Source organism: Pannonibacter sp. I15F10I1, from assembly GCF_900185665.1.
GTDB classification, from domain to species: Bacteria; Pseudomonadota; Alphaproteobacteria; order Rhizobiales; family Stappiaceae; genus Pannonibacter; species Pannonibacter indicus.
Genome location: NZ_FYAN01000007.1, coordinates 120,492 through 139,430, shown reverse-complemented (window position 1 = coordinate 139,430; position 18,939 = coordinate 120,492). Strand labels below are relative to the sequence as shown.

General features: G+C 64.3%; 13 protein-coding genes. 6 read left to right on the top strand and 7 right to left on the bottom strand.

Features of this window, described 5'->3' with window-relative positions; genetic code table 11:
* Nucleotides 1-38 precede the first annotated feature (38 nt).
* From IF10I1_RS05195 to IF10I1_RS05185, 3 genes are read left to right on the top strand one after another with little or no spacing between them, the layout of a single operon-like run.
* The gene (locus IF10I1_RS05195) at nucleotides 39-989 is read left to right on the top strand and encodes an ABC transporter permease (RefSeq protein WP_123195617.1); all 951 of its coding nucleotides are present in this window, start codon (nucleotides 39-41) and stop codon (nucleotides 987-989) included.
* A complete protein-coding gene (locus tag IF10I1_RS05190; protein WP_186393888.1) occupies nucleotides 986-1,804 on the top strand; it encodes an ABC transporter permease in 819 nt (272 codons plus the stop codon). Before IF10I1_RS05195 ends, IF10I1_RS05190 begins: the two co-directional genes overlap by 4 nt.
* Nucleotides 1,801-3,474 carry an ABC transporter ATP-binding protein gene (locus tag IF10I1_RS05185; protein ID WP_186393889.1) on the top strand — a complete coding sequence of 558 codons (1,674 nt, stop codon included), beginning with the start codon at nucleotides 1,801-1,803 and terminating at the stop codon, nucleotides 3,472-3,474. Before IF10I1_RS05190 ends, IF10I1_RS05185 begins: the two co-directional genes overlap by 4 nt.
* Here the strand turns inward: IF10I1_RS05185 and IF10I1_RS05180 are convergent.
* The 7 genes from IF10I1_RS05180 to IF10I1_RS05150 form a co-directional block, all read right to left on the bottom strand.
* The gene (locus tag IF10I1_RS05180) at nucleotides 3,458-4,051 is read right to left on the bottom strand and encodes a trans-aconitate 2-methyltransferase (RefSeq protein WP_186393890.1); all 594 of its coding nucleotides are present in this window, start codon (nucleotides 4,049-4,051) and stop codon (nucleotides 3,458-3,460) included. The two genes, IF10I1_RS05185 and IF10I1_RS05180, sit on opposite strands and share 17 nt — an antisense overlap.
* 90 nt (nucleotides 4,052-4,141) lie before the next feature.
* On the bottom strand, nucleotides 4,142-5,305 hold the full coding sequence (locus tag IF10I1_RS05175) for an ABC transporter permease (RefSeq protein WP_186393891.1): 1,164 nt from the start codon (nucleotides 5,303-5,305) through the stop codon (nucleotides 4,142-4,144).
* Nucleotides 5,302-6,327, bottom strand: a complete 1,026-nt coding sequence (locus tag IF10I1_RS05170) for an ABC transporter permease (RefSeq protein WP_050471152.1) — start codon at nucleotides 6,325-6,327, stop codon at nucleotides 5,302-5,304. The genes IF10I1_RS05175 and IF10I1_RS05170 overlap by 4 nt, the downstream gene beginning before the upstream one ends.
* A gap of 78 nt (nucleotides 6,328-6,405) precedes the next feature.
* Nucleotides 6,406-8,322: an ABC transporter substrate-binding protein gene (locus IF10I1_RS05165; RefSeq protein ID WP_186393892.1), complete on the bottom strand. Its 1,917-nt coding sequence runs from the start codon at nucleotides 8,320-8,322 to the stop codon at nucleotides 6,406-6,408.
* Nucleotides 8,319-10,208, bottom strand: coding sequence for an ABC transporter ATP-binding protein (locus IF10I1_RS05160; protein WP_186393893.1), 1,890 nt, complete (start codon nucleotides 10,206-10,208; stop codon nucleotides 8,319-8,321). The genes IF10I1_RS05165 and IF10I1_RS05160 overlap by 4 nt, the downstream gene beginning before the upstream one ends.
* A 210-nt stretch (nucleotides 10,209-10,418) precedes the next feature.
* Nucleotides 10,419-12,293, bottom strand: a complete 1,875-nt coding sequence (locus IF10I1_RS05155) for an adenylate/guanylate cyclase domain-containing protein (protein ID WP_208977368.1) — start codon at nucleotides 12,291-12,293, stop codon at nucleotides 10,419-10,421.
* 98 nt (nucleotides 12,294-12,391) lie between these two features.
* Nucleotides 12,392-13,570, bottom strand: a complete 1,179-nt coding sequence (locus IF10I1_RS05150; protein ID WP_186393895.1) for a CaiB/BaiF CoA-transferase family protein — start codon at nucleotides 13,568-13,570, stop codon at nucleotides 12,392-12,394.
* 187 nt (nucleotides 13,571-13,757) lie between these two features.
* Between IF10I1_RS05150 and pepN the strand changes: the two genes are divergently transcribed.
* Genes pepN through IF10I1_RS05135 form a run of 3 tightly spaced genes read left to right on the top strand, consistent with a single transcriptional unit; the run spans nucleotide 13,758 to nucleotide 18,910 of the window.
* Entirely contained in the window at nucleotides 13,758-16,391 is a 2,634-nt protein-coding gene (gene pepN / locus IF10I1_RS05145) for an aminopeptidase N (protein WP_186393896.1), read from the top strand.
* Nucleotides 16,354-16,629 carry a hypothetical protein gene (locus IF10I1_RS05140; protein ID WP_186394054.1) on the top strand — a complete coding sequence of 92 codons (276 nt, stop codon included), beginning with the start codon at nucleotides 16,354-16,356 and terminating at the stop codon, nucleotides 16,627-16,629. The genes pepN and IF10I1_RS05140 overlap by 38 nt, the downstream gene beginning before the upstream one ends.
* Nucleotides 16,598-18,910 carry an ATP-binding protein gene (locus IF10I1_RS05135; protein ID WP_244284752.1) on the top strand — a complete coding sequence of 771 codons (2,313 nt, stop codon included), beginning with the start codon at nucleotides 16,598-16,600 and terminating at the stop codon, nucleotides 18,908-18,910. Before IF10I1_RS05140 ends, IF10I1_RS05135 begins: the two co-directional genes overlap by 32 nt.
* The last annotated feature ends 29 nt before the right edge of the window (nucleotides 18,911-18,939 follow it).

Sequence of the window (18,939 nt, the reverse complement as noted above, 5' to 3'; positions counted from 1 at the left end):
AAGGGTTCTTGCGTCCCCGCGCCCTGCAGGATGGCCGCATGACCGGCTTCCTGCTGCGCCGGTTCGTGAGCCTGTGCCTGACGCTGCTGGCGGCGGCGCTGGCGGTGTTCCTGATCCTGGAAGTCATCCCCGGCGACCCGGCCCAGCTGATGCTGGGCGTGGAGGCGAGGCCCGACACGCTGGAGGCGCTGCGCAACCAGATGGGGCTCGGCCGCCCGGCGGCGGAACGGTTTCTGCTCTGGATTGCAGGCCTTCTGCAAGGGGATCTGGGTGTCAGCTACACCTACTCGGTGCCGGTGCGCGATCTGGTGGCTGCCCGGCTGCCCGTCACCTTGCCGCTGGCCCTCATCGCGCTGCTTCTCAGCATTGTCATCGCCATCCCTGCAGGTGTCTGGGCGGCGAGCCGCAGGGGCCGGGCGGCGGATACCGGCATCATGGCGCTGACGCAGGTGGGCGTCGCCGTGCCGAATTTCTGGTTCGCCATGCTGATGGTCTATGTCTTTGCCGTCAGCCTGCGGCTGCTGCCCTCCGGCGGCTTTCCGGGCTGGGACAAGGGCATTGGCGCTGCGCTGGCCGCACTGATCATGCCGGCTGTGGCGCTCGCCCTGCCGCAGGCATCCATCCTTGCGCGCATCATGCGCTCGGCGCTGGTCGACACGCTGCATGAGGACTACATCCGCACCGCCCGTGCCAAGGGGCTGACGGAACGTGCAGCGCTCTGGGGTCATGCGCTGCGCAATGCGATGATCCCGGTCCTGACTATCCTTGGCCTACAACTGTCGTTTCTGGTGACGGGCACGATCATCATCGAGAATGTCTTCTACCTGCCGGGGCTTGGGCGGCTGATCTTCCAGGCCATCACCCAGCGCGATCTGATCGTCGTCAAAAGCGTCGTGGTGCTGATGGTCGGCTTCGTCATCTTCGTGACCTTCCTCGTGGATGCAGCCTATGCGCTGGCGGATCCGCGGCTGCGGCGGAGGGCGGCGTGAGCAGACGGCATCTATCCTTCGCACTCGGCCTGGCGCTGACGCTGCTGTTCCTCGGCGCGGCCCTGCTGTCGCTGGTGTGGACGCCGCACGACATTGCCACCTTCAAGGTGTCCGCCAAGCTGCAGGGCCCCAGCCTTACCTATTGGCTGGGAACTGACCACTATGGCAGGGATGTGCTCTCCATGCTCATGGTGGGCGCGCGCACCTCGATTGCCGTGGCGCTGGTGGCGGTGGGCATCGGCATGGCGATCGGCATTCCGCTGGGGCTGTGGGCCGCGAACCGGCGGGGCCTGATAGACGAAGCAATCATGCGCTTCAACGATCTGGTCTTCGCGTTTCCCGCCCTGCTGTCCGCCGTGCTGATCACGGCGCTGGCCGGTCCCGGCGCCTTCAATGCGGTTCTTGCCATTGGCCTCTTCAACATTCCCGTCTTTGCCCGCGTCGCACGCGGCGCGGCGCTCGCCCTCTCTTCGCGCGAATATCTGATGGCGGCGCGGGTGGCGGGAAAGGGCGAGGTGCGGGTGACGGTGGAACATGTGCTGCCGAACATCGCCAACCTGCTGATCGTGCAGGCGACCATCCAGTTCTCTCTCGGCATCCTTGCCGAAGCGTCTCTGTCCTACATCGGCCTCGGCGCCCAGCCGCCGCTGACGAGCTGGGGGCGGATGCTGAACGAGGCGCAGACGATGATGGCCTTTGCCCCGCAACTGGCGCTTTACCCAGGCCTTGCCATCGTGCTGACGGTGATGGGGCTCAACCTGCTGGGGGATGGCCTGCGCGACCTGACCGACCCGAAACTGCGGGGACGCGCATGACCGGACCGCTGCTGAGCGTCAACAACCTGTCGCTGGACATTGGTTCCCGGCAGATCATCCGCTATCTCAGCCTTGAGATCCGCGCGGGCGAAGTGCTGGGGCTGGTGGGGGAAAGCGGATCGGGCAAGTCGCTGACAGCGCTCTCGATCCTGCGCCTGCTGCCGCACAGCGCAAGGCTCTCTGGCTCCATCCGGCTGGATGGGGAGGAACTGACGGACAAGAGCGAGGCTGCCATGTGCGCCTTGCGCGGCAATCTCGTCTCCATGGTGTTTCAGGAGCCGATGACGGCGCTGAACCCGGTGAAGACCATTGGCGCACAGGTGGCGGAGAGTCTCACCGTGCATGGCAAGGTGAGCCGCGCGGAGGCAGCGCGGGAAGCCTCCCTGCTGCTGGACCGGGTGGGCCTCACGCGCGCCCGTGTCTCGCCGGACCGGTTTCCGCATGAACTGTCAGGCGGGCAGCGCCAGCGCGTGGTCATCGCCATGGCCATTGCCTGCCGCCCGAAGCTGCTGATTGCCGATGAGCCGACAACGGCCCTCGATGTAACCGTTCAGGCGCAGATCCTCGATCTGCTGAAGGAGATCGTCGGCCGCGAGAAGATCGCGCTGCTGTTGATCAGCCATGATCTGGCCGTGGTGGCCGACATGGCCGCCCGTATCGCCATCATGAAGGACGGGGAACTGGTGGAGGAAGGCCCCACCCGCCAGCTGTTGCGCGGTTTCAATGCCCCCTACTCCCGCCGCCTGCTGGCGGCCTCCAGCCATATGCCGAAGCGCATTGCGGCCAGCCCGGCGGCAGCCGGCCGCAAGCAGACAGCGGCCACGCCGCTGCTGAGGGTGGACCGGCTGACGGTTGATTATCCGATCCCTGGCGCAGGGTTTCTCTCGCGCCTGACCGGACGCGGAGGGCGGCTCAGGGCGGTCGACGGTGTCAGCCTGGAAGTTGCGGAAGGGGAAAGCGTCGGGCTGGTGGGCGAATCCGGTTGCGGCAAGTCCACATTGGCGCGGACCATTCTCGGCCTGCAGAAACCGTCCGGCGGCACAATCCTGATTGACGGCGAGGCGCCGCACGAGGTGCGCGGTGAGGCCATGCGGGCGCTGCGGCGCAAGGTGCAGGTGGTGTTTCAGGACCCCTATGGCAGCTTCGATCCGCGCCAGACGGTGGAACAGGCGATTGCCGAGCCGCTGCATCTTTATCCGGAGCTGAAGCCTGCACAGAAGCGGCGGCGGGTGGCGGATGCGCTGGTGTCCGTTGGCCTCACGCCCGAGGACGGGAAGAAATACCCGCATGAGTTCTCCGGCGGGCAGCGCCAGCGCATCGGCATCGCCCGGGCTCTGGTGACGGAGCCAAAGCTGATCATCGCAGATGAGCCCGTATCGGCGCTGGATGTGTCGATCCGGGCGCAGGTGCTCGATCTTTTCGCCAGCCTGCAGGACCGGCTCGGCCTGAGCTATCTCTTCATCTCGCACGACCTGACGGTGGTGCGGGCGATCACCGACCGGGTGGTGGTGATGAACGGGGGCGTGGCTGTCGAGGAGGGGAAGACCGCAGCCGTGCTGACCGAGCCATCCCATCCCTATACGAAACTGCTGGTGGCCTCCGCCCCGGATCTCGACGCCGTCCTGCGGCGGCGGGAGGCGGAAGAAGCCGGGCTCAGCGCACCGGCTTGATCAGGCGCAGGCGCCAGGTGACGCCCTTCTTGTCCGACACCAGCCGGTAGTCATCCAGCACCTGCCAGCGGCTGGCATCGTCCGTCGCTTCCCAGAGGCGGGCGATGAGCTTGTTTGCACCGGACTCCGGCCGCTTCGGGGAGTACATCGACAGGGCAATCACCCCGTCCTCCGCCAGGAACGGCACGTAGCGGGAAACAACGGCTGCCGGATCATCGGCGAAATGCAGCACCTCGTTGAAGACAACGGCGCTGTAACGCTCGCCTTCATTGGGCGCGAAGCTGTGCATGTCGCCCGCCCGCAGCGAGGCGATGGACGGGTCCACATTGGCGATTTCCAGCGCGCGCGGGGCCAGGTCCACGCCCGTGTAGTGCTTGAGCCCGAGCGGGGCGAGACGCTCATAGAGAAGGCCTTCGCCGCAGCCGATATCCAGCACCCGGTCAAAGGCCTTGTTCAGCAGCAGCCACATGCCGATAATGCCGTAGCGCCCGCTTTCTGGAAGATCACGCAGGAAGTCCCAGCGGCCGGCCTCGTATTCCTCGTCCCAGCCTTCGGCGGTGGTGGCATTCTTCGACATGTCAAAACTCCTGTGCCAGGGCGCTGGCATGCAGTTGCGTCACGCCCTGTATTCTCCTGAAGCGCCGGAAGCGCTCATTCTCGCATGGCTTCACTTATAGGGGTCGGCTGCGTCGCGCAAACCATCTCCCAGGAAATTGAACGCAAGGACGACAATGATGATCGGGATGATCGGCGCCATCAGCCAGGGATAGACCGTCACCACCGAGATGTTCTGCGCCTCGTTGAGCAGCACGCCCCAGGAGACGGCCGGACGGCGCAGGCCCAGATTGAGGAACGACAGCGCGGTTTCACCCAGGATCATGCCCGGAATGGACAGGGTGGCCGAGGCGATGATGTGGCTGGTGAAACCGGGCAGCAGATGCTTGCGGATGACGCGGGACGGCTTTGCGCCCATCAGCAGTGCCGCCTGTGCATATTCCTCCTCGCGCAGGGACAGGAGCTTGGAGCGCACCGCACGGGCAAGGCCCGGCCAGTCGAGCAGGCCCAGAATGATGGTGATGCCGAAATAGATCCACACCGGATTCCACGTCACCGGCAGGGCAGCGGAGAGCGCCATCCACAGCGGCAGCTCCGGCAGGGAGCGCATGATCTCGATGAGGCGCTGGATGGCGCTGTCGATGAAGCCGCCGAAATAGCCGGCAATGCCGCCGAAGAACAGCCCAAGCACGATGGAGATGGCGACGCCAACGAGGCCGACGGTCAGCGACAGCCTTGCGCCATAGACGAGACCGGAGAACTGGTCGCGGCCGAGACGGTCTGTGCCCAGCGGGAAGAATGTCCCGTCAGACGGCGCACACACGAGACGGAAGCTGGCGTCGAACAGGCCCCAGAACTCATAGGTGCTGCCACGGCAGAAGAAGCGCAGATGTTTCGGTGTGCTGCGGTCTTCCGTATAGACCCAGCGCAGGTTCTCCATGTCGACCTCGGCCTTGAGGTCATAGACGAAGGGCGTGGTCAGGCTGCCCTCATGGAAGAAGCGCACGACCTGCGGCGGCGCATAGAGATGCTGGGAATCGCGCTCCGACGGCTTGTAGGGCGCAATCACCTCGGCGAAGGGCACGCAGAGATAGAACAGCAGCAGAATGACGCCGGACCACAGGGCGAGTTTGTGGCGGCGGAACTTCCACCACATGATCTGCCACTGGGAGGCCTGGAAATAGCGTTCCTGCTCCGGCGTCAGGGCCTTGGTTTCGCGCGGGTTGAAGGGCGCATCGTCAACGAAATGCCCCTCGTCACGATCGGTTGCACTCATGCGCCGGCCCTCCCGCCCAGACGGATGCGCGGATCAAGGACCGCCAGAAGAAGATCGGACACCAGCATGCCCAGCAGGGTCAGCATGGCAACGAACAGCAGGATGAAGCCGGCCAGGAACTGATCCTGCGACTGCAGCGCCGACAGAAGCACCGGCCCGACGGTGGGCAGATTGAGCACCACGGAGACGATGACCGAACCGGAGACGAGCGAAGGGATCAGGTTGCCGATGTCGGAGATGAAGGGGTTCAGCGCCATGCGCAGCGGATACTTCACCAGTGCCTTGCCCTCGCTGAGGCCCTTGGCGCGGGCGGTGGTGACATATTGCTTGTGCAGTTCGTCCAGCAGGTTGGCCCGAAGGCGGCGGATCATCGCGGCCGTGCCTGAGGTGCCGATGACGATGGTCGGCACGATCAGATGCGCCATGACGGACATGGCCTTGTCCATGCTCCACGGCTGGCCGATGTACTGCGGGTCCATCAAGCCGCCGATCGACAGGCCGAACCATTGATTGAAGAAATAGAGCAGGATCAGGCCCAGCAGGAAGTTCGGGGTCGCAAGGCCGAGATACCCCAGCAGGGTGAAGCCGTAATCCCCCCAGGAATATTGCCGTGTTGCCGAGTAGATGCCGATGGGGAAGGACACGACATAGACGAAGAGGATGGTGGCGGCATTCAGGATCAGGGTCAGCGGCAGGGTCGGCCCCACCACTTCGGACACCGGCTTTTCAAACTCGAAGGACCAGCCCCAGTTGCCCTGGAGCAAGCCGTCAAAGCCGTGGGGACCGGACCAGGCACCGATCCAGATGAGATAGCGCTCGAAGAACGGCCGGTCCATGGCAAATTCGGCGCGCAGGAACTCCAGCTTGGCAATGGAGGACGCCTCGCCGGTGGAGCGCAGCATGGCGATCTGGTTGGAGATGTAATCACCCGCCGGCAGCTCGATGATGAAGAAGATCAGCAGGCTGATCACGAAAAGCGTCGGGATCATCGTCAGGACCCGGCGCAGGATGTAGACAAACATCAGAGCCCCTCTCTCTGCCCGGCGCGGATGGCGCACACCTGCTCAAACAACAGGACAGTCATTCTCTCTCACGCCCCCTCAACGCTGACCGGACAGCCAGAATTCGTCCATGCGGTGAAGCCCGAACTGGGAACCGGGGTCCCAGCCGTAGATGGCTTCCTCCGGCACGTTTTCGACACCCTTGACCACCACCGGCTGGCGCACCTGCGAGACGAGGCCGATGCGGATGGTCTCGTCTGCGTGGATCTGGAGAATCTGGTGCCAGATCTGTTCGCGCTGTTCCGGCGAGATGGAGGTGAGCCAGGCGTCGTAAAGCTGCATCAGCTTGATGGCAGGCTCCCAGTCAGGCTTTTCACCGCTCTTGCCGCCGGTCTCGTAGAAATCCCCCCAGGAGGGCCAGGACAGCCAGTCGACACGGGAGGGCACAAGCTCGGTGGGCGGCATTTCCGATGTCGGGATGCCGTTGTCGAGGCCGGACCAGACCGCCATGACGAGATCGCCGGAAATGGCCCTGTCGCGCATGGTGTCGCGCTGGCTTGGCTTGACGAACAGCTTCACGCCGATATCGCGCCAGGTCTCGCCCACCAGCTCCAGCGCGTCGGATTCCGTCTGGCTCTCGCCGGAGGTCTCCACGATGATTTCCAGCGGGCGGCCATCGGGCAGCAGGCGGATGCCATCGCCGCGCCGCTTGGTCAGGCCCATCTCGTCCAGCAGGGCATTGGCCTTGTCCGGATCGAAGTCCGCCCAGCGGGTGCGGTAGTCTTCCCTGTAGAGCGGGCTGATGTCGATGACCGTGTCATTGCCCGGCACGGCAAGGCCGAAATAGAGCACCCGGTTGATCATTTCCCGGTCGATGCCCAGGGACAGGGCATGGCGGAAGCGGGTGTCGCGCAGAAGCGTGCGCCACACCGGGTCTTTCACCGTCAGGTTCGGCAGGATGGCAATCTCCGCGCCCTTGGAAATCGGCCAGAGCAGCGTCTTGTAGCCCTGGTTCTTCTCGCCCTTCTTCAGCACCGTGATATCGGCGAAGGACAGGTTGCGGGCCTGAAGATTGACGTCGCCCGCCTGGGTCTTGGCCGGGATCAGCTTGCCGTCGGCCACGGTCATGATCACCCGGTCGACATAGGGCAGCTGCTGGCCGGTGCTGTCCACCCGGTGATAGAAGGGATTGCGCACCAGAACGAACCGCTGGTCACTTTCACCCGTGATCCGGACCCAGGGCTGCAGCGAGGGCAGATCGGGGTTGCCCGCATTGTACATGTCATCCAGCTTGTTGTGCAGCGCCGCCCAAGAGCGCGCCTTCTGCGCCTGCGCCGCCCGCTCGATGATGGCCGGATCGCCATAGCGGGCATGATACTGTTTCAGGTAATGCGCCGGGCGGTAGATGAACGGCGGGCGGGAGAGCGCCAGTTCCGGCAGGAACAGTGGATTGGGGCTGTCCCAGCTGTAGCGGACGGTCGTCTCGTCCAGAACCTCGAACACCGGCCCCTTGCCGCCCGCCAGCAGGAAGGGCGGCAGGCCGGCCGGCGTCAGCTCAGGATTGGTGATCACATCCTCGAAGAAGTAGCGGAAATCCTCGGAGGTGAAGGGCTGGCCGTTGGACCACTTGTGCCCCTTGCGCAGATGCAGCGTGAAGATGCGCCCGTCCACCACCTCGACATCCTTGAGAATGTCGGGAACAAGCTCCAGATCCGCATTGTAGCCGACAAGCCGGGCATAGCCCCAGACGTTGATCAGGCGCACATCACGGGCCCGGCCGATGAGGGTGTTGATATCGCCGCCCGGCACGCCGGTCTTGCGGCCCTTGGCCTCCAGATCCACGATCAGCGGCTCTTGCGGCACGCGCTCGCTGACCGGCGGCGGATTGATGAAGCCAAGCTGCTCAAGACCGGCCGTTTCCTTCAGCACCAGCGCGGATGCCGGAGACAGAAGCGCGGCGGCGACAAGGCAGGCTGCGGCCAGCCGCCGGCCTGCCGCCAGAACATGCCCGCTCATGCTGCGGTCTCCTTCAGGGGGCCGCCTGCGGCAAGGCCCGGGGCGCAAACCAGATGTTCGGGCGCCACTTCCACAAGCGTGGGCGCCATGCCTGCGCCAAGACGGTATGGCTCCGGCCAGGCGGATGGGTCCGAGGCCCTCTGCGCGCCGAGAGCGGCAAAATCCAGCGGACAGTTCAGATCCGGCTCCGGCACGGCGGCCAGCAGCGCGCGCGTATAGGGATGCTGCGGATTGGAGATCACGTCCCTCGTCCGGCCCAGCTCGACCAGCCGCCCGCGGCACATCACGGCGATGCGGTCGGCGATGTAGTCAACGACCGCGAGATTGTGGCTGACGAAGAGATAGGTGAGGCCGAGATCGGCCTTGAGATCCTGCAGCAGGTTCAGAACCTGCGCCTGCACGGACACGTCAAGCGCAGAGGTTGGCTCGTCGCAGAGGATGAACTCCGGTCCGAGTGCCAGGGCGCGGGCGATGCCGATGCGCTGGCGCTGGCCACCGGAGAAGGAATGGGGATAGCGGCGCAGATAGCGCGGATCGAGGCCGACAAGCTGGATCAGCTCACGCACCCGCTCGGCCTGTTCCCTCGGCGTGCCGACCTTGTGGATCTGCAGCGGCTCGCTGAGGATCTCGTTCACCGTCATGCGCGGATTGAGCGAGGAGAAGGGATCCTGGAAGATGAACTGGGCCCGGCGGCGGTAGTCGAGCAGTTCGGCGCCGCAGAGTTCCGCCACATTGGCCGGTGTCTTGCCTCCGTGATAGATGATCGAGCCGCCGGACACCGGAACGGCCCTCAGAATTGCCTTGGCAAGGGTGGTCTTGCCGGAGCCGGACTCGCCGACAATGCCCAGACACTCGCCCTTGCGGACCGTCAGGTTGATATCGTCGAGCGCCTTCACCGTGCGCGGCTTGCCCGAAAACAGGCTGCCCTTGCGGGTGGTGAAATCCTTGGAAACGCCCTTGATCTCGATCAGGGGCTTGCCGGCCGGCAGATCAGAGGCCGCACATGCGGTTCTGCGGATGCCGGATGTATCCACCTTGATCGGGCGGATCGGCTCCAGCCGCTCGGCCTTGTCCATGTGGAAGCGCGGTACGGCATGAAGCAGCGCCTTGAGATAGGGGTGGCCCGGCGCGGAAAACAGCTGGCTGGCCGTGCCCTTTTCCATGATGCGCCCGTGATAGATCACCACCACCTCGTCCGCCATGTTGGCAACGACGCCGAAGTCATGGGTGATCATCAGCACGGACATCTGCAGCTCGGACTGCACTTCCTTGATGAGCTTGAGGATTTCGGCCTGGATCGTGACATCGAGGGCCGTTGTCGGCTCATCGGCGATCAGCAGCGCCGGGCGGCAGATCAGGGCCATGGCAATCATGGCGCGCTGACGCAGGCCGCCGGACAGCTCGAAGGGGTAGTTGTCGAGCGCGCGGGCGGGGTCCGGGAAATGCACGAGACGCAGCATCTCGCGCGTCAGCTCCCGCGCCTCGCCCGCCCCGCAATTGCGGTGCAGCCGCGCCGCCTCGCCGATCTGGTCGCCGATGGTGTGCAGCGGCGAGAGCGAGGTCATCGGCTCCTGGAAGATGATGGCCACCCGGTTGCCGCGCAGGTGCCGCATCTGCGGGCCCTTGCGGTCGAGCGCTGCAATATTCACCGGCGGGGTCTTGCCGGTGGGATCGCTCAACACCACTTCACCGGACGAGACGTGGGCCGATGCGGGCAGCAGGCCCATGATCGTCTGGGATACGACAGTCTTGCCGGAACCGGACTCGCCCACCAGGGCAACTGTCTTGTTCTGGGGAATGGCGAAAGAAATTCCGTCGACGGCGCGCGAGACGCCTTCGTCCGTATGGAAATCAACGGTCAGGCCGTTGATCGAGAGTACATTCACTCTGGTGTCCCTCCCCCAAGAGACAGTTGCTGCACACGAAGGCCGCCTGCCGCATGGCATGCTCTCCCCCGTAATACCTGTGTTCATAACGGTATAGGGAAGTCATGCCGCTTCCGTGACGGCTATCACATGTTCAGCCTATCCGCACAGAATACCCGGCGGCAAGAGACAGGCGTTGATGATCCGGAGAAATGCAGTGCTGACGGGACCTTATTCCGCAGCGGAGGCGTCTTCGGCGGGCATGGCAGACAGGACCTTGCCATGCACATCGAGCCTCCACACCTCGATGTCGCCGCTGCGCCCGCGCAGCTGCTGCTGTCCGACCCGCTGCACACACGCGTCCTGCGGGAGCTGACAGACCGTCTCGCCACTGACGAGGATGATGACATCCTCCTCACCGGCAAACTCGCGCCCCAGAGACTGCAGCCGCTCGCAGACATTCACGGCATCGCCCACGATCGTGTAGTTCCACCGGTCCAGCGCCCCGACATTGCCAACCACGACCGGCCCGGAATGCAGACCGACGCGCACACGGACGGGCGTAAGCCCCTGTTCGCGCCGCTGCCGGTTCTGGACCATGATTGCATGGCCGATCTTCTGCGCGGTGCGGGCGGCCGCGAGGGCGTGGTCGGCCCGTGCATCGGGGGCGCCCCAGAAGGCCATCATGCCATCACCGATGAACTTGTCGACCGTGCCGCCCTCCTCCTCCACGGCCGCAACCAGAATGGCAAAATGCTCATTCAGCATCGCCGCCGTTTCCGAGGCTGTCAGGCTCTCGGACAGGGACGTGAAGCCCATGATGTCGGTGAAGAGGATGCTCAGTTCCGCTTCACGGGCAAGGGCTGCCTGGTCAAGACCGATCCGCATCAGCTTGCGGAACAGGGAACGGGGCACATAGGTGTTCATGGCCTTGAGGCCGATGACCATGGCATTGAAGGCCAGCGCCACCTGATCGACCTCCTTGACGCGGCTCCTCGGCAGGGGCGTCACCTCATCCAGGGCGAGACGGCCCACATGTTCGGACTGGGCCGCCAGAAGCCGCAAAGGCCGGGCGACGCGGCGGCCAAGCCAGACCGCGATCAGGACGCCGATGACGATGGCCGCCACTCCCACAAGCGCGGAACCGGAAACGCGCTGGATCTCACGCGAGACGGATGTGGCGCGGAAATACTGCCCGATGATCCAGGGCTCCGGACTGTAGCCGGAAACCGGCACCCGCATCAGAATGAACTCCTGAGCAGCTGCGTTGATGCCGATCACTTCGATACCCAGATCCGCGGCACGCTGGAAGGTCGCGTAACGCTGCCCCGTGGCGATACCTGAGAGAACCGGATCGCCGAAGTCTTCAAGGCTGGCGGGAGGCGCAGTCGCCGGGGCCGTGCCGGTGATCAGCAGATGCTGATCGGAGTGCACCAGAACGTCGCCGCCGGAGGTGAGCACGAACGTTGTCGTATCCGGCCCTTCATCCAAAGCTCTCACGGCTTCGCCGATGCTGGCAAGCGACGTTGCCGCCGTCAGATAGGCGACAGTCTGGCCATCACGCAGCAGAGGAACCGTCACATTCGCATAAACACCGGTGGGATGCGTGACCAGCGGCCCCCAGACCGGGCGGGACGAGGGCTCCAGCCGCGGCAGACTGTCTGGCGCGCGGCCCGGAACGTCGGCTGCTTCTTTGAACGGCCAGAGCTTGCCATTGTCAGCCTTGAAAATGCCAAAGCTGTTGCCGCGCAGATCCCGGATCAGGATCACGGAGAGACGGCCGTTGGCAGCCGCAGCGGCGCTGAGGTCAGCCAGCGTCTGCTCGCTTGCCTCCGGCTTCATCATGCCTTCGTCAAAGAGCCGTTTGAGCGCGACGGCAGCATCCTCGACCTGATCAAGATGGCCGCGAACCTGCCGCTCCATGCTCTGGATCGTTAGGATTGCCTTGTCGTTGAGCAGGGAGAACGTGTTCTCGAAATTGGCCTTCACGGACATAAAGAGCACCAGCGCCATGCCTGAGGCTATCAAAAGCCCGAAGCTGAAGCTCACGATGCGGGTCAGGGCAAAGTTGCGCCGCCTGCCGCCGAAAATCCGGAAGATATTCAATTCCGCATCGTCCTCCAAATAGCTGTGGCACCTGCCCCGCTCTCAGGTGCCCTTACATCCTTGTCCCGCTTTGCCGGGCAATGCAAACGTGAAGGCGCCTATTCACCCTTCTCCCAGCCGATTTCGGCAAGCACCGACGCTGTATGCTCGCCAAGGCCCGGAGCAGCCGTTTTAAGGGACAGCTCCGCATTGCGGAAGCGGATCGGCGTGCGCACCGAAGGCACGGAACCGGCAGCAACATGGGTTGCCGGAAGGTCCACCTTGAGCTGGCGGTGCAGAACCTGAGGGTCCTCGAAGACATCGGCGACCGTGTTGATCGGACCGGCGGGCACGCCTGCCGTCTCAAGCGCTGCCAGAAGATCATCCCGCGTGAAGCGGGCCGTGAGATCCGCCAGCTGCGGCACCAGCACATCGCGCCCGGCCACACGGCCCGCGTTGGTGGCATAGGCCGGGTCTGTGGCAAACTGCGGGCAGCCGAGGATGCCGCACAGGCGCTGGAACTGGCCGTCGTTGCCGCAGGCGATGATCAGGTGCCCGTCGCTGGAGGGGAACACCTGATAGGGCACGATGTTTGGATGGGCATTGCCCAGGCGGCGCGGTGCCTTGCCGGAGATGAAGTAATTCTCCGCCTGATTGGCCAGCACCGCCACCTGCGTGTCCAGAAGCGCCATGTCCACATGCTCGCCCTCACCGGTCATGTCGCGGCGGCGGAGCGCTGCCAGAATGCCGATGACGCCGTAGACGCCGGTGAAGATGTCGGCAATCGCGACCCCGACCTTCTGCGGTTCGCCGTCCCGGTCTCCCGTGAGATCCATGAGCCCGCCGGTGCCCTGGATCATGAAGTCATAACCGGCCCGGTGGGCATAGGGCCCATCCTGACCGAAGCCGGTGATGGAGCAATATATCAGCCTCGGGTTGACCGCTTTCAGGCTGTCATAGTCCAGCCCGTATTTCACGAGGCCGCCGACCTTGAAATTCTCGATGAGAATGTCCGCATCCTGCGCAAGACGGCGCACCAGCGCCTGCCCCTCCGCCGTGGTGAAATCCGCTGTGATGGAGCGTTTGCCGCGGTTGCAGGCATGGTAATAGGCCGCGTCAGACGGCTCGCCATCCGCGCCGGTCAGGAAGGGAGGGCCCCATGTGCGGGTGTCGTCCCCGGCCGGGCTTTCCACCTTGATCACATCCGCGCCGAGGTCTGCCAGCGTCTGCCCGGCCCAGGGGCCTGCCAGAATGCGCGCAAGTTCCAGTACCTTGAGACCTTCGAGCGGTGCGCCCACGATGGAATCTCCTCATCAACGATTGCCGGACCCTGCGTAGCGCCTTGGGCGCACGGGTGCAATCACCACAATCCGCGGCCTGACGGATGCAAACAAGCTGCCAGCAGGGACTTCGCTTTTTCACGGGGTTGCAAGCGGCCGCCGGGTCTGTTTGAACAGGCATCCAGCCAGCCTTCAGGAGTGCCCCATGTCATCGCAGGAAAACGCCATCATACGCCTCGAAGACTACCGGGCGCCCGCCTTCCAGATTCCGCGCATTTCTCTTGATGTGCATCTGGCGCCGCATGACACGCGCATAACAGCCACGCTGGAGATCGAGCCTTCCAGCCAGAATCGCAGCGCCCTCATTCTGGACGGTGATGGCCTCGCGCTACTGGAGGTGCATCTGAATGGCGAACGTCTGGACAAGGACAGCTACGAGGCTTCGCCCAGCCGGTTTGAACTGAAGCAGACGCCGCAGGCGCCCTTCACCCTCACATTCGTGACCTGCCTCAATCCGGAGGCCAACAGCACGCTGATGGGGCTCTACCGGTCCTCCGGCACCTACTGCACCCAGTGCGAGGCCGAAGGCTTCCGCCGCATCACCTATTTTCTCGACCGGCCGGATGTGCTGAGCATCTACACCACCCGGATCGAAGCCAATGAGGCCGAGGCGCCGGTGCTGCTGGGCAACGGCAACCCGGTGGAGCACGGGCGGATCGAAGGCACCGGCCGTCACTATGCGGTGTGGCATGACCCGCACCCCAAGCCCGCCTATCTGTTTGCGCTGGTCGCGGGCAAACTCGCCCGGCTCACGGAGACCTTCACCACCCGCTCGGGCCGCGCGGTGGAACTCGGCATCTATGTGGAGCCCGGCAAGGAGCACATGTGCGGCTGGGCCATGGACAGCCTGCGCCGTTCCATGATCTGGGACGAGGAGGTCTTCGGCCTCGAATATGACCTTGATGTCTTCAACATCGTTGCCGTGTCCGATTTCAACATGGGCGCGATGGAGAACAAGGGCCTCAACATCTTCAACGACAAATACGTTCTGGCCGATGAGGAAACGGCGACCGACCAGGACTATGCCCACGTGGAAGCCGTGATCGCGCACGAGTATTTCCACAACTGGACCGGCAACCGCATCACCTGCCGCGACTGGTTCCAGTTGTGCCTCAAGGAAGGGCTGACCGTCTTCCGCGATCAGGAATTCAGCTCGGACATGCGCTCGCGCCCGGTGAAGCGCATCGCCGATGTGCGGCTGCTGCGCTCGCATCAGTTTCCGGAGGATGCCGGCCCCCTCGCCCACCCTGTGCGGCCGCGCGCCTACAAGGAAATCAACAACTTCTACACGGCGACGGTCTATGAAAAGGGTGCCGAGATCATCCGCATGCTCAAGACCCTGCTGGGGGCTGAGGCGTTCCGCAAGGGATTTGACCTCTATGTGGAACGGCATGACGGGACGGCGGCAACCATCGAGGAGTTCCTCGCCTGCTTCGCCGGGGCCTCGGGCCGGGATCTGACGCAATTTGCCCGCTGGTACGACCATCCCGGCACGCCGCGCCTGCAGGCAGACATTCATCATGATGCGGCAGCCGGGCGCCTGACCCTGACCTTCACGCAGGAACTCTCCAAGGCGGCGCAGGATGCCGGGTGCAATGCCTTCGAAATTCCGGTCAGCTTCGGCCTCATTGGTCCCGATGGCGGTGACCTGCCGCTTGAGCGCGGGGATGGCGGCCCGGAAGGCGTGCTGGTTCTGACGGAACAGCGGCAGAGCTTCACCTTTGAAGGCATCTTCGACAAGCCCCTGCCCTCGCTGCTGCGCGGCTTCTCTGCGCCGGTGAAGCTGGAGGCGGGACTGACACCGGCCGATCTGCTGATGATGCTGCGCAAGGACAGCGATCCCTTCAACCGCTGGCAGGCCGGGCAGGATCAGGCAACGCGCGAACTGATGCGGCTTTACGAGGAGGCCCGCAGGGGCGGAACGCTCGCCTGCGACATGGCTCTGGTGAATGCGCTGGGAGACGTTCTGGGCAACGAGGACCTGGACCATGCCTTCCGGGCGCAGATTCTGGCCCTGCCGGGCGAGGCAGACCTTGCCCGTGACATCGGCAGCAACGTGGACACCGACGCGATCCTTGCTGCACGCAAGACCTTGCGCCAGGCCATCGGCCGTCAGCATGGGGCACTTCTTGCGGATATGGTGATCAGGCTGGATGACAGCGGGCCCTTCCGCCCGGATGCAGCCAGCGCCGGGCAGCGCGCCCTGAAAGGCCTGTGCCTGAGCTATGCCGCAGCTTCCGGGCTGCCGGAGACGCCGGAACTTGTGGCCCGTGCCGTGCGCAGCGCAGGCAACATGACCGACCGTCTGGCGGCCCTGACGGCCGCCGTTCACGAAGGGCTGCCGGTGGCCGAAGAGGCGCTGCTCAGTTTCGAGGCGCGGCATGGGGGCCATGCGCTGGCAATGGACAAATGGTTCACCGTGCAGGCCACGCGGCCGCATCCTTCCGCGCTGACCACCACCGACAGCCTCACCCACCATGCGGCCTTCGACTGGTTCAACCCCAACCGGGTGCGCGCGCTGATCGGCGCCTTTGCCACCGGAAACCAGTCGCAATTTGCAAGGGCGGACGGGGCCGGATTCATCTTTGCCGCCGAGGCAATCAAGCGGCTGGACCCGAAGAACCCGCAGGTGGCCGCCAGGCTTCTGACGGTGTTCCGCTCATGGAAGGCTTATGAGCCGGGCCGCGCGGCTCTTGCTGAAGCGGCGCTGAAGTCCATTGCAGCGCAGCCGGATCTGTCGCGTGATTGCAGCGACATCGTGGAACGCTGCCTCGCCTGAGCGGCAGAAAACCGCACCGGAAGAGGTTAACGCCAGAGGTTTTGCCAAGTCTCTGGCGTTAACCATTTTTTTCATTTTGCATCTGGACAAACCATTAAAGCTGGATTCAAATGCAATTGATTCGGACGTAACCAATTACCGGATCAACGAAATTCACCACAATCGGGACCTTGCCGATGGCGCGGGCTTTTGCCGGCAGCGCGTCCATGCGACGCCTTGCCCAAATCACTGGCTCTAACAAGGCCACGAATTCTCTGACCGGGCACATCCGGCTTCTGGCTCAGCCGACCTATCAGCGGCTGCTGCGGACCGAACCCCTGTTCCGCCGCCTGATCCCGGCACTTTGCCTCGTCTTTATCGCCAGCCTTGCGCTCTACCGCGTGCTTGAGCTGACATTCGCCTATCAGGAGACCGAGCAGCAGGCGCGCGACAAGATCGCGCTGATCGCCTCGGTCCTGTCGTCGCGGCTCGTCAGCGAGGAAAGCGCCATGCCGGAAGTGGGCTACCGGACCGCGCTCCAGCGCGTGCTGGCCGACGCCCTGCCCGCAGGCGCCACCAGCGAAGGCCGCCAGATCCTGCTGACCGATCCGGAAGGCCAGATCGTTGCCTCCTCCCCGATGCGTCCGGAGCTGGAAGGCACGATGATTGCCGACCTGTTCGGCCCCTCGCAGCCGCTGACGGTGTTTGGTGCTCGCGCCGGCGTGCTCACGATCAACAAGGGAAGCGACGAGGCCGCTCTGGCCACCGTGCATCACCTCGCCGGACGGCTGGGCATGGTTGCCGTGATGCAGCCCGAGCATCAGCTTTTTGCCGGATGGCGCTCGGATGTATCGACCAACGTCACCCTCTTCGTCGGCACATCGACGGTTCTGCTGGTGATGATCTACGGTTTCTTCGCGCAGGCGACCCGCGCCGAGCAGGCTGATGAGATCTACGCCGCCACCCGCAGCCGCATCGACACGGCCCTGACCCATGGCCGCTGCGGCCTCTTCGACTGGGACCTGTCGCGCGGACGCATCTTCTGGTCTGCCTCGCTCTACCATCTGCTCGGCCGTGAGCCGAAGGACGACATCCTTGGCTTTGCCGAGATTTCCGACCTGACGCACCCGGAAGACATCAACCTCTACGCTCTGGCCGAAAGCCTGCTGGCGGACGGCGAAACGACGGTGGACCGCATGTTCCGCATGCGCCATGCCAATGGTTCCTGGGTGTGGCTGCGGGCCCGTGGCGAAGTCCAGACCGAGCCCGGCCGCCATGAGCCGCATCTGATCGGCATCTGCATCGACGTGACCGAGCAGCATCAGCTTGCCGAGCAGGGCCGCACCGCCGACCTGCGCCTGCGCGACGCCATCGAGACGATCTCCGAAGCCTTCGTGCTGTGGAACTCGGACAACGAACTGGTGATCTGCAATTCGAACTACCAGTCGCTGCATAATCTGCCCGACACGGTGGTGCGCCCCGGCACGCCCTACACAACCGTCATGGAAGCGGCGCGCAATTCGCACATCAAGACCGTGCCCTCCCTGCCCTCCACGCTGATACCGGGCAGCAACACTGCCTATGAAGCGCAGCTGGATGACGGCCGCTGGCTGCAGATCTCCGAACGGCGCACCAAGGACGGCGGCTTCGTGTCGGTGGGTACGGACATTACCCCGCTGAAGCGGCAGGAAGAGCGGCTGATGGAGAGCGAGCGGCGCCTGATGGCCACCGTTTCGGACCTGCGCAAGTCGCGCCAGACACTGGAAATGCAGGCGCAGCAGCTGGTGGAACTGGCCGACAAATACGCCCAGGAAAAGACCAACGCGGAGAACGCCAACCGCGCCAAGTCCGAGTTCCTGGCCAATATCTCACATGAACTGCGCACGCCGCTGAACGCCATCATCGGCTTCTCCGACATCATGGACAAGGCCATGTTCGGCCCCATCGGCTCGGAGCGCTATGCAGAATACTGCCGCGACATCTACGAAAGCGGCACCTACCTGCTGAACGTGATCAACGACATCCTCGACATGTCGAAGATCGAAGCCGGCCGCATGGACATGAGCATGACGCCCTTCGACGCCCAGTCGGTGATCGAGGAAGCCGTGCGCATCATCCGCGCCCCGGCACAGGAGAAGGACATCGAGGTCACCTGCGAAGTCGAGGAGGGGCTCGACATCACAGCCGACCGCCGTGCCTTCAAGCAGGTGCTGCTGAACCTCCTCTCCAACGGCATCAAGTTCACGCCGGACCACGGCGAGGTGCGCCTCAAGGCCACGACTGCGGACGGGTTTGCCCGGATCGAAGTCACGGACACAGGCATCGGCATCCGCAAGTCGGATGTGGAACGCCTCGCCAAACCCTTCGTCCAGGTGGAGAACCAGTTCACCAAGACGCACAAGGGCTCAGGTCTCGGCCTTGCCATCGCCCGGTCGCTGATCGAGATGCAGGGAGGCGCAATGATGATCGACTCCGTGCCGGGTCAGGGCACCACCGTCTCCTTCACGCTTCCTCTGACGCAGGACGCCGCGGCTGCGTGAAGACAGGAACAGTTTCCTGAAACAGAAAA

Bases quoted from the DNA above. Each gene is read 5' to 3' on its own strand.
- IF10I1_RS05165 (WP_186393892.1), bottom strand. From the start codon at position 8,322: ATGAGCGGGCATGTTCTGGCGGCAGGCCGGCGGCTGGCCGCAGCCTGC.
- IF10I1_RS05195 (WP_123195617.1), top strand. From the start codon at position 39: ATGACCGGCTTCCTGCTGCGCCGGTTCGTGAGCCTGTGCCTGACGCTG.
- pepN (WP_186393896.1), top strand. From the start codon at position 13,758: ATGTCATCGCAGGAAAACGCCATCATACGCCTCGAAGACTACCGGGCG.
- IF10I1_RS05175 (WP_186393891.1), bottom strand. From the start codon at position 5,305: ATGAGTGCAACCGATCGTGACGAGGGGCATTTCGTTGACGATGCGCCC.
- IF10I1_RS05180 (WP_186393890.1), bottom strand. From the start codon at position 4,051: ATGTCGAAGAATGCCACCACCGCCGAAGGCTGGGACGAGGAATACGAG.
- IF10I1_RS05170 (WP_050471152.1), bottom strand. From the start codon at position 6,327: ATGTTTGTCTACATCCTGCGCCGGGTCCTGACGATGATCCCGACGCTT.
- IF10I1_RS05135 (WP_244284752.1), top strand. From the start codon at position 16,598: ATGCGACGCCTTGCCCAAATCACTGGCTCTAACAAGGCCACGAATTCT.
- IF10I1_RS05185 (WP_186393889.1), top strand. From the start codon at position 1,801: ATGACCGGACCGCTGCTGAGCGTCAACAACCTGTCGCTGGACATTGGT.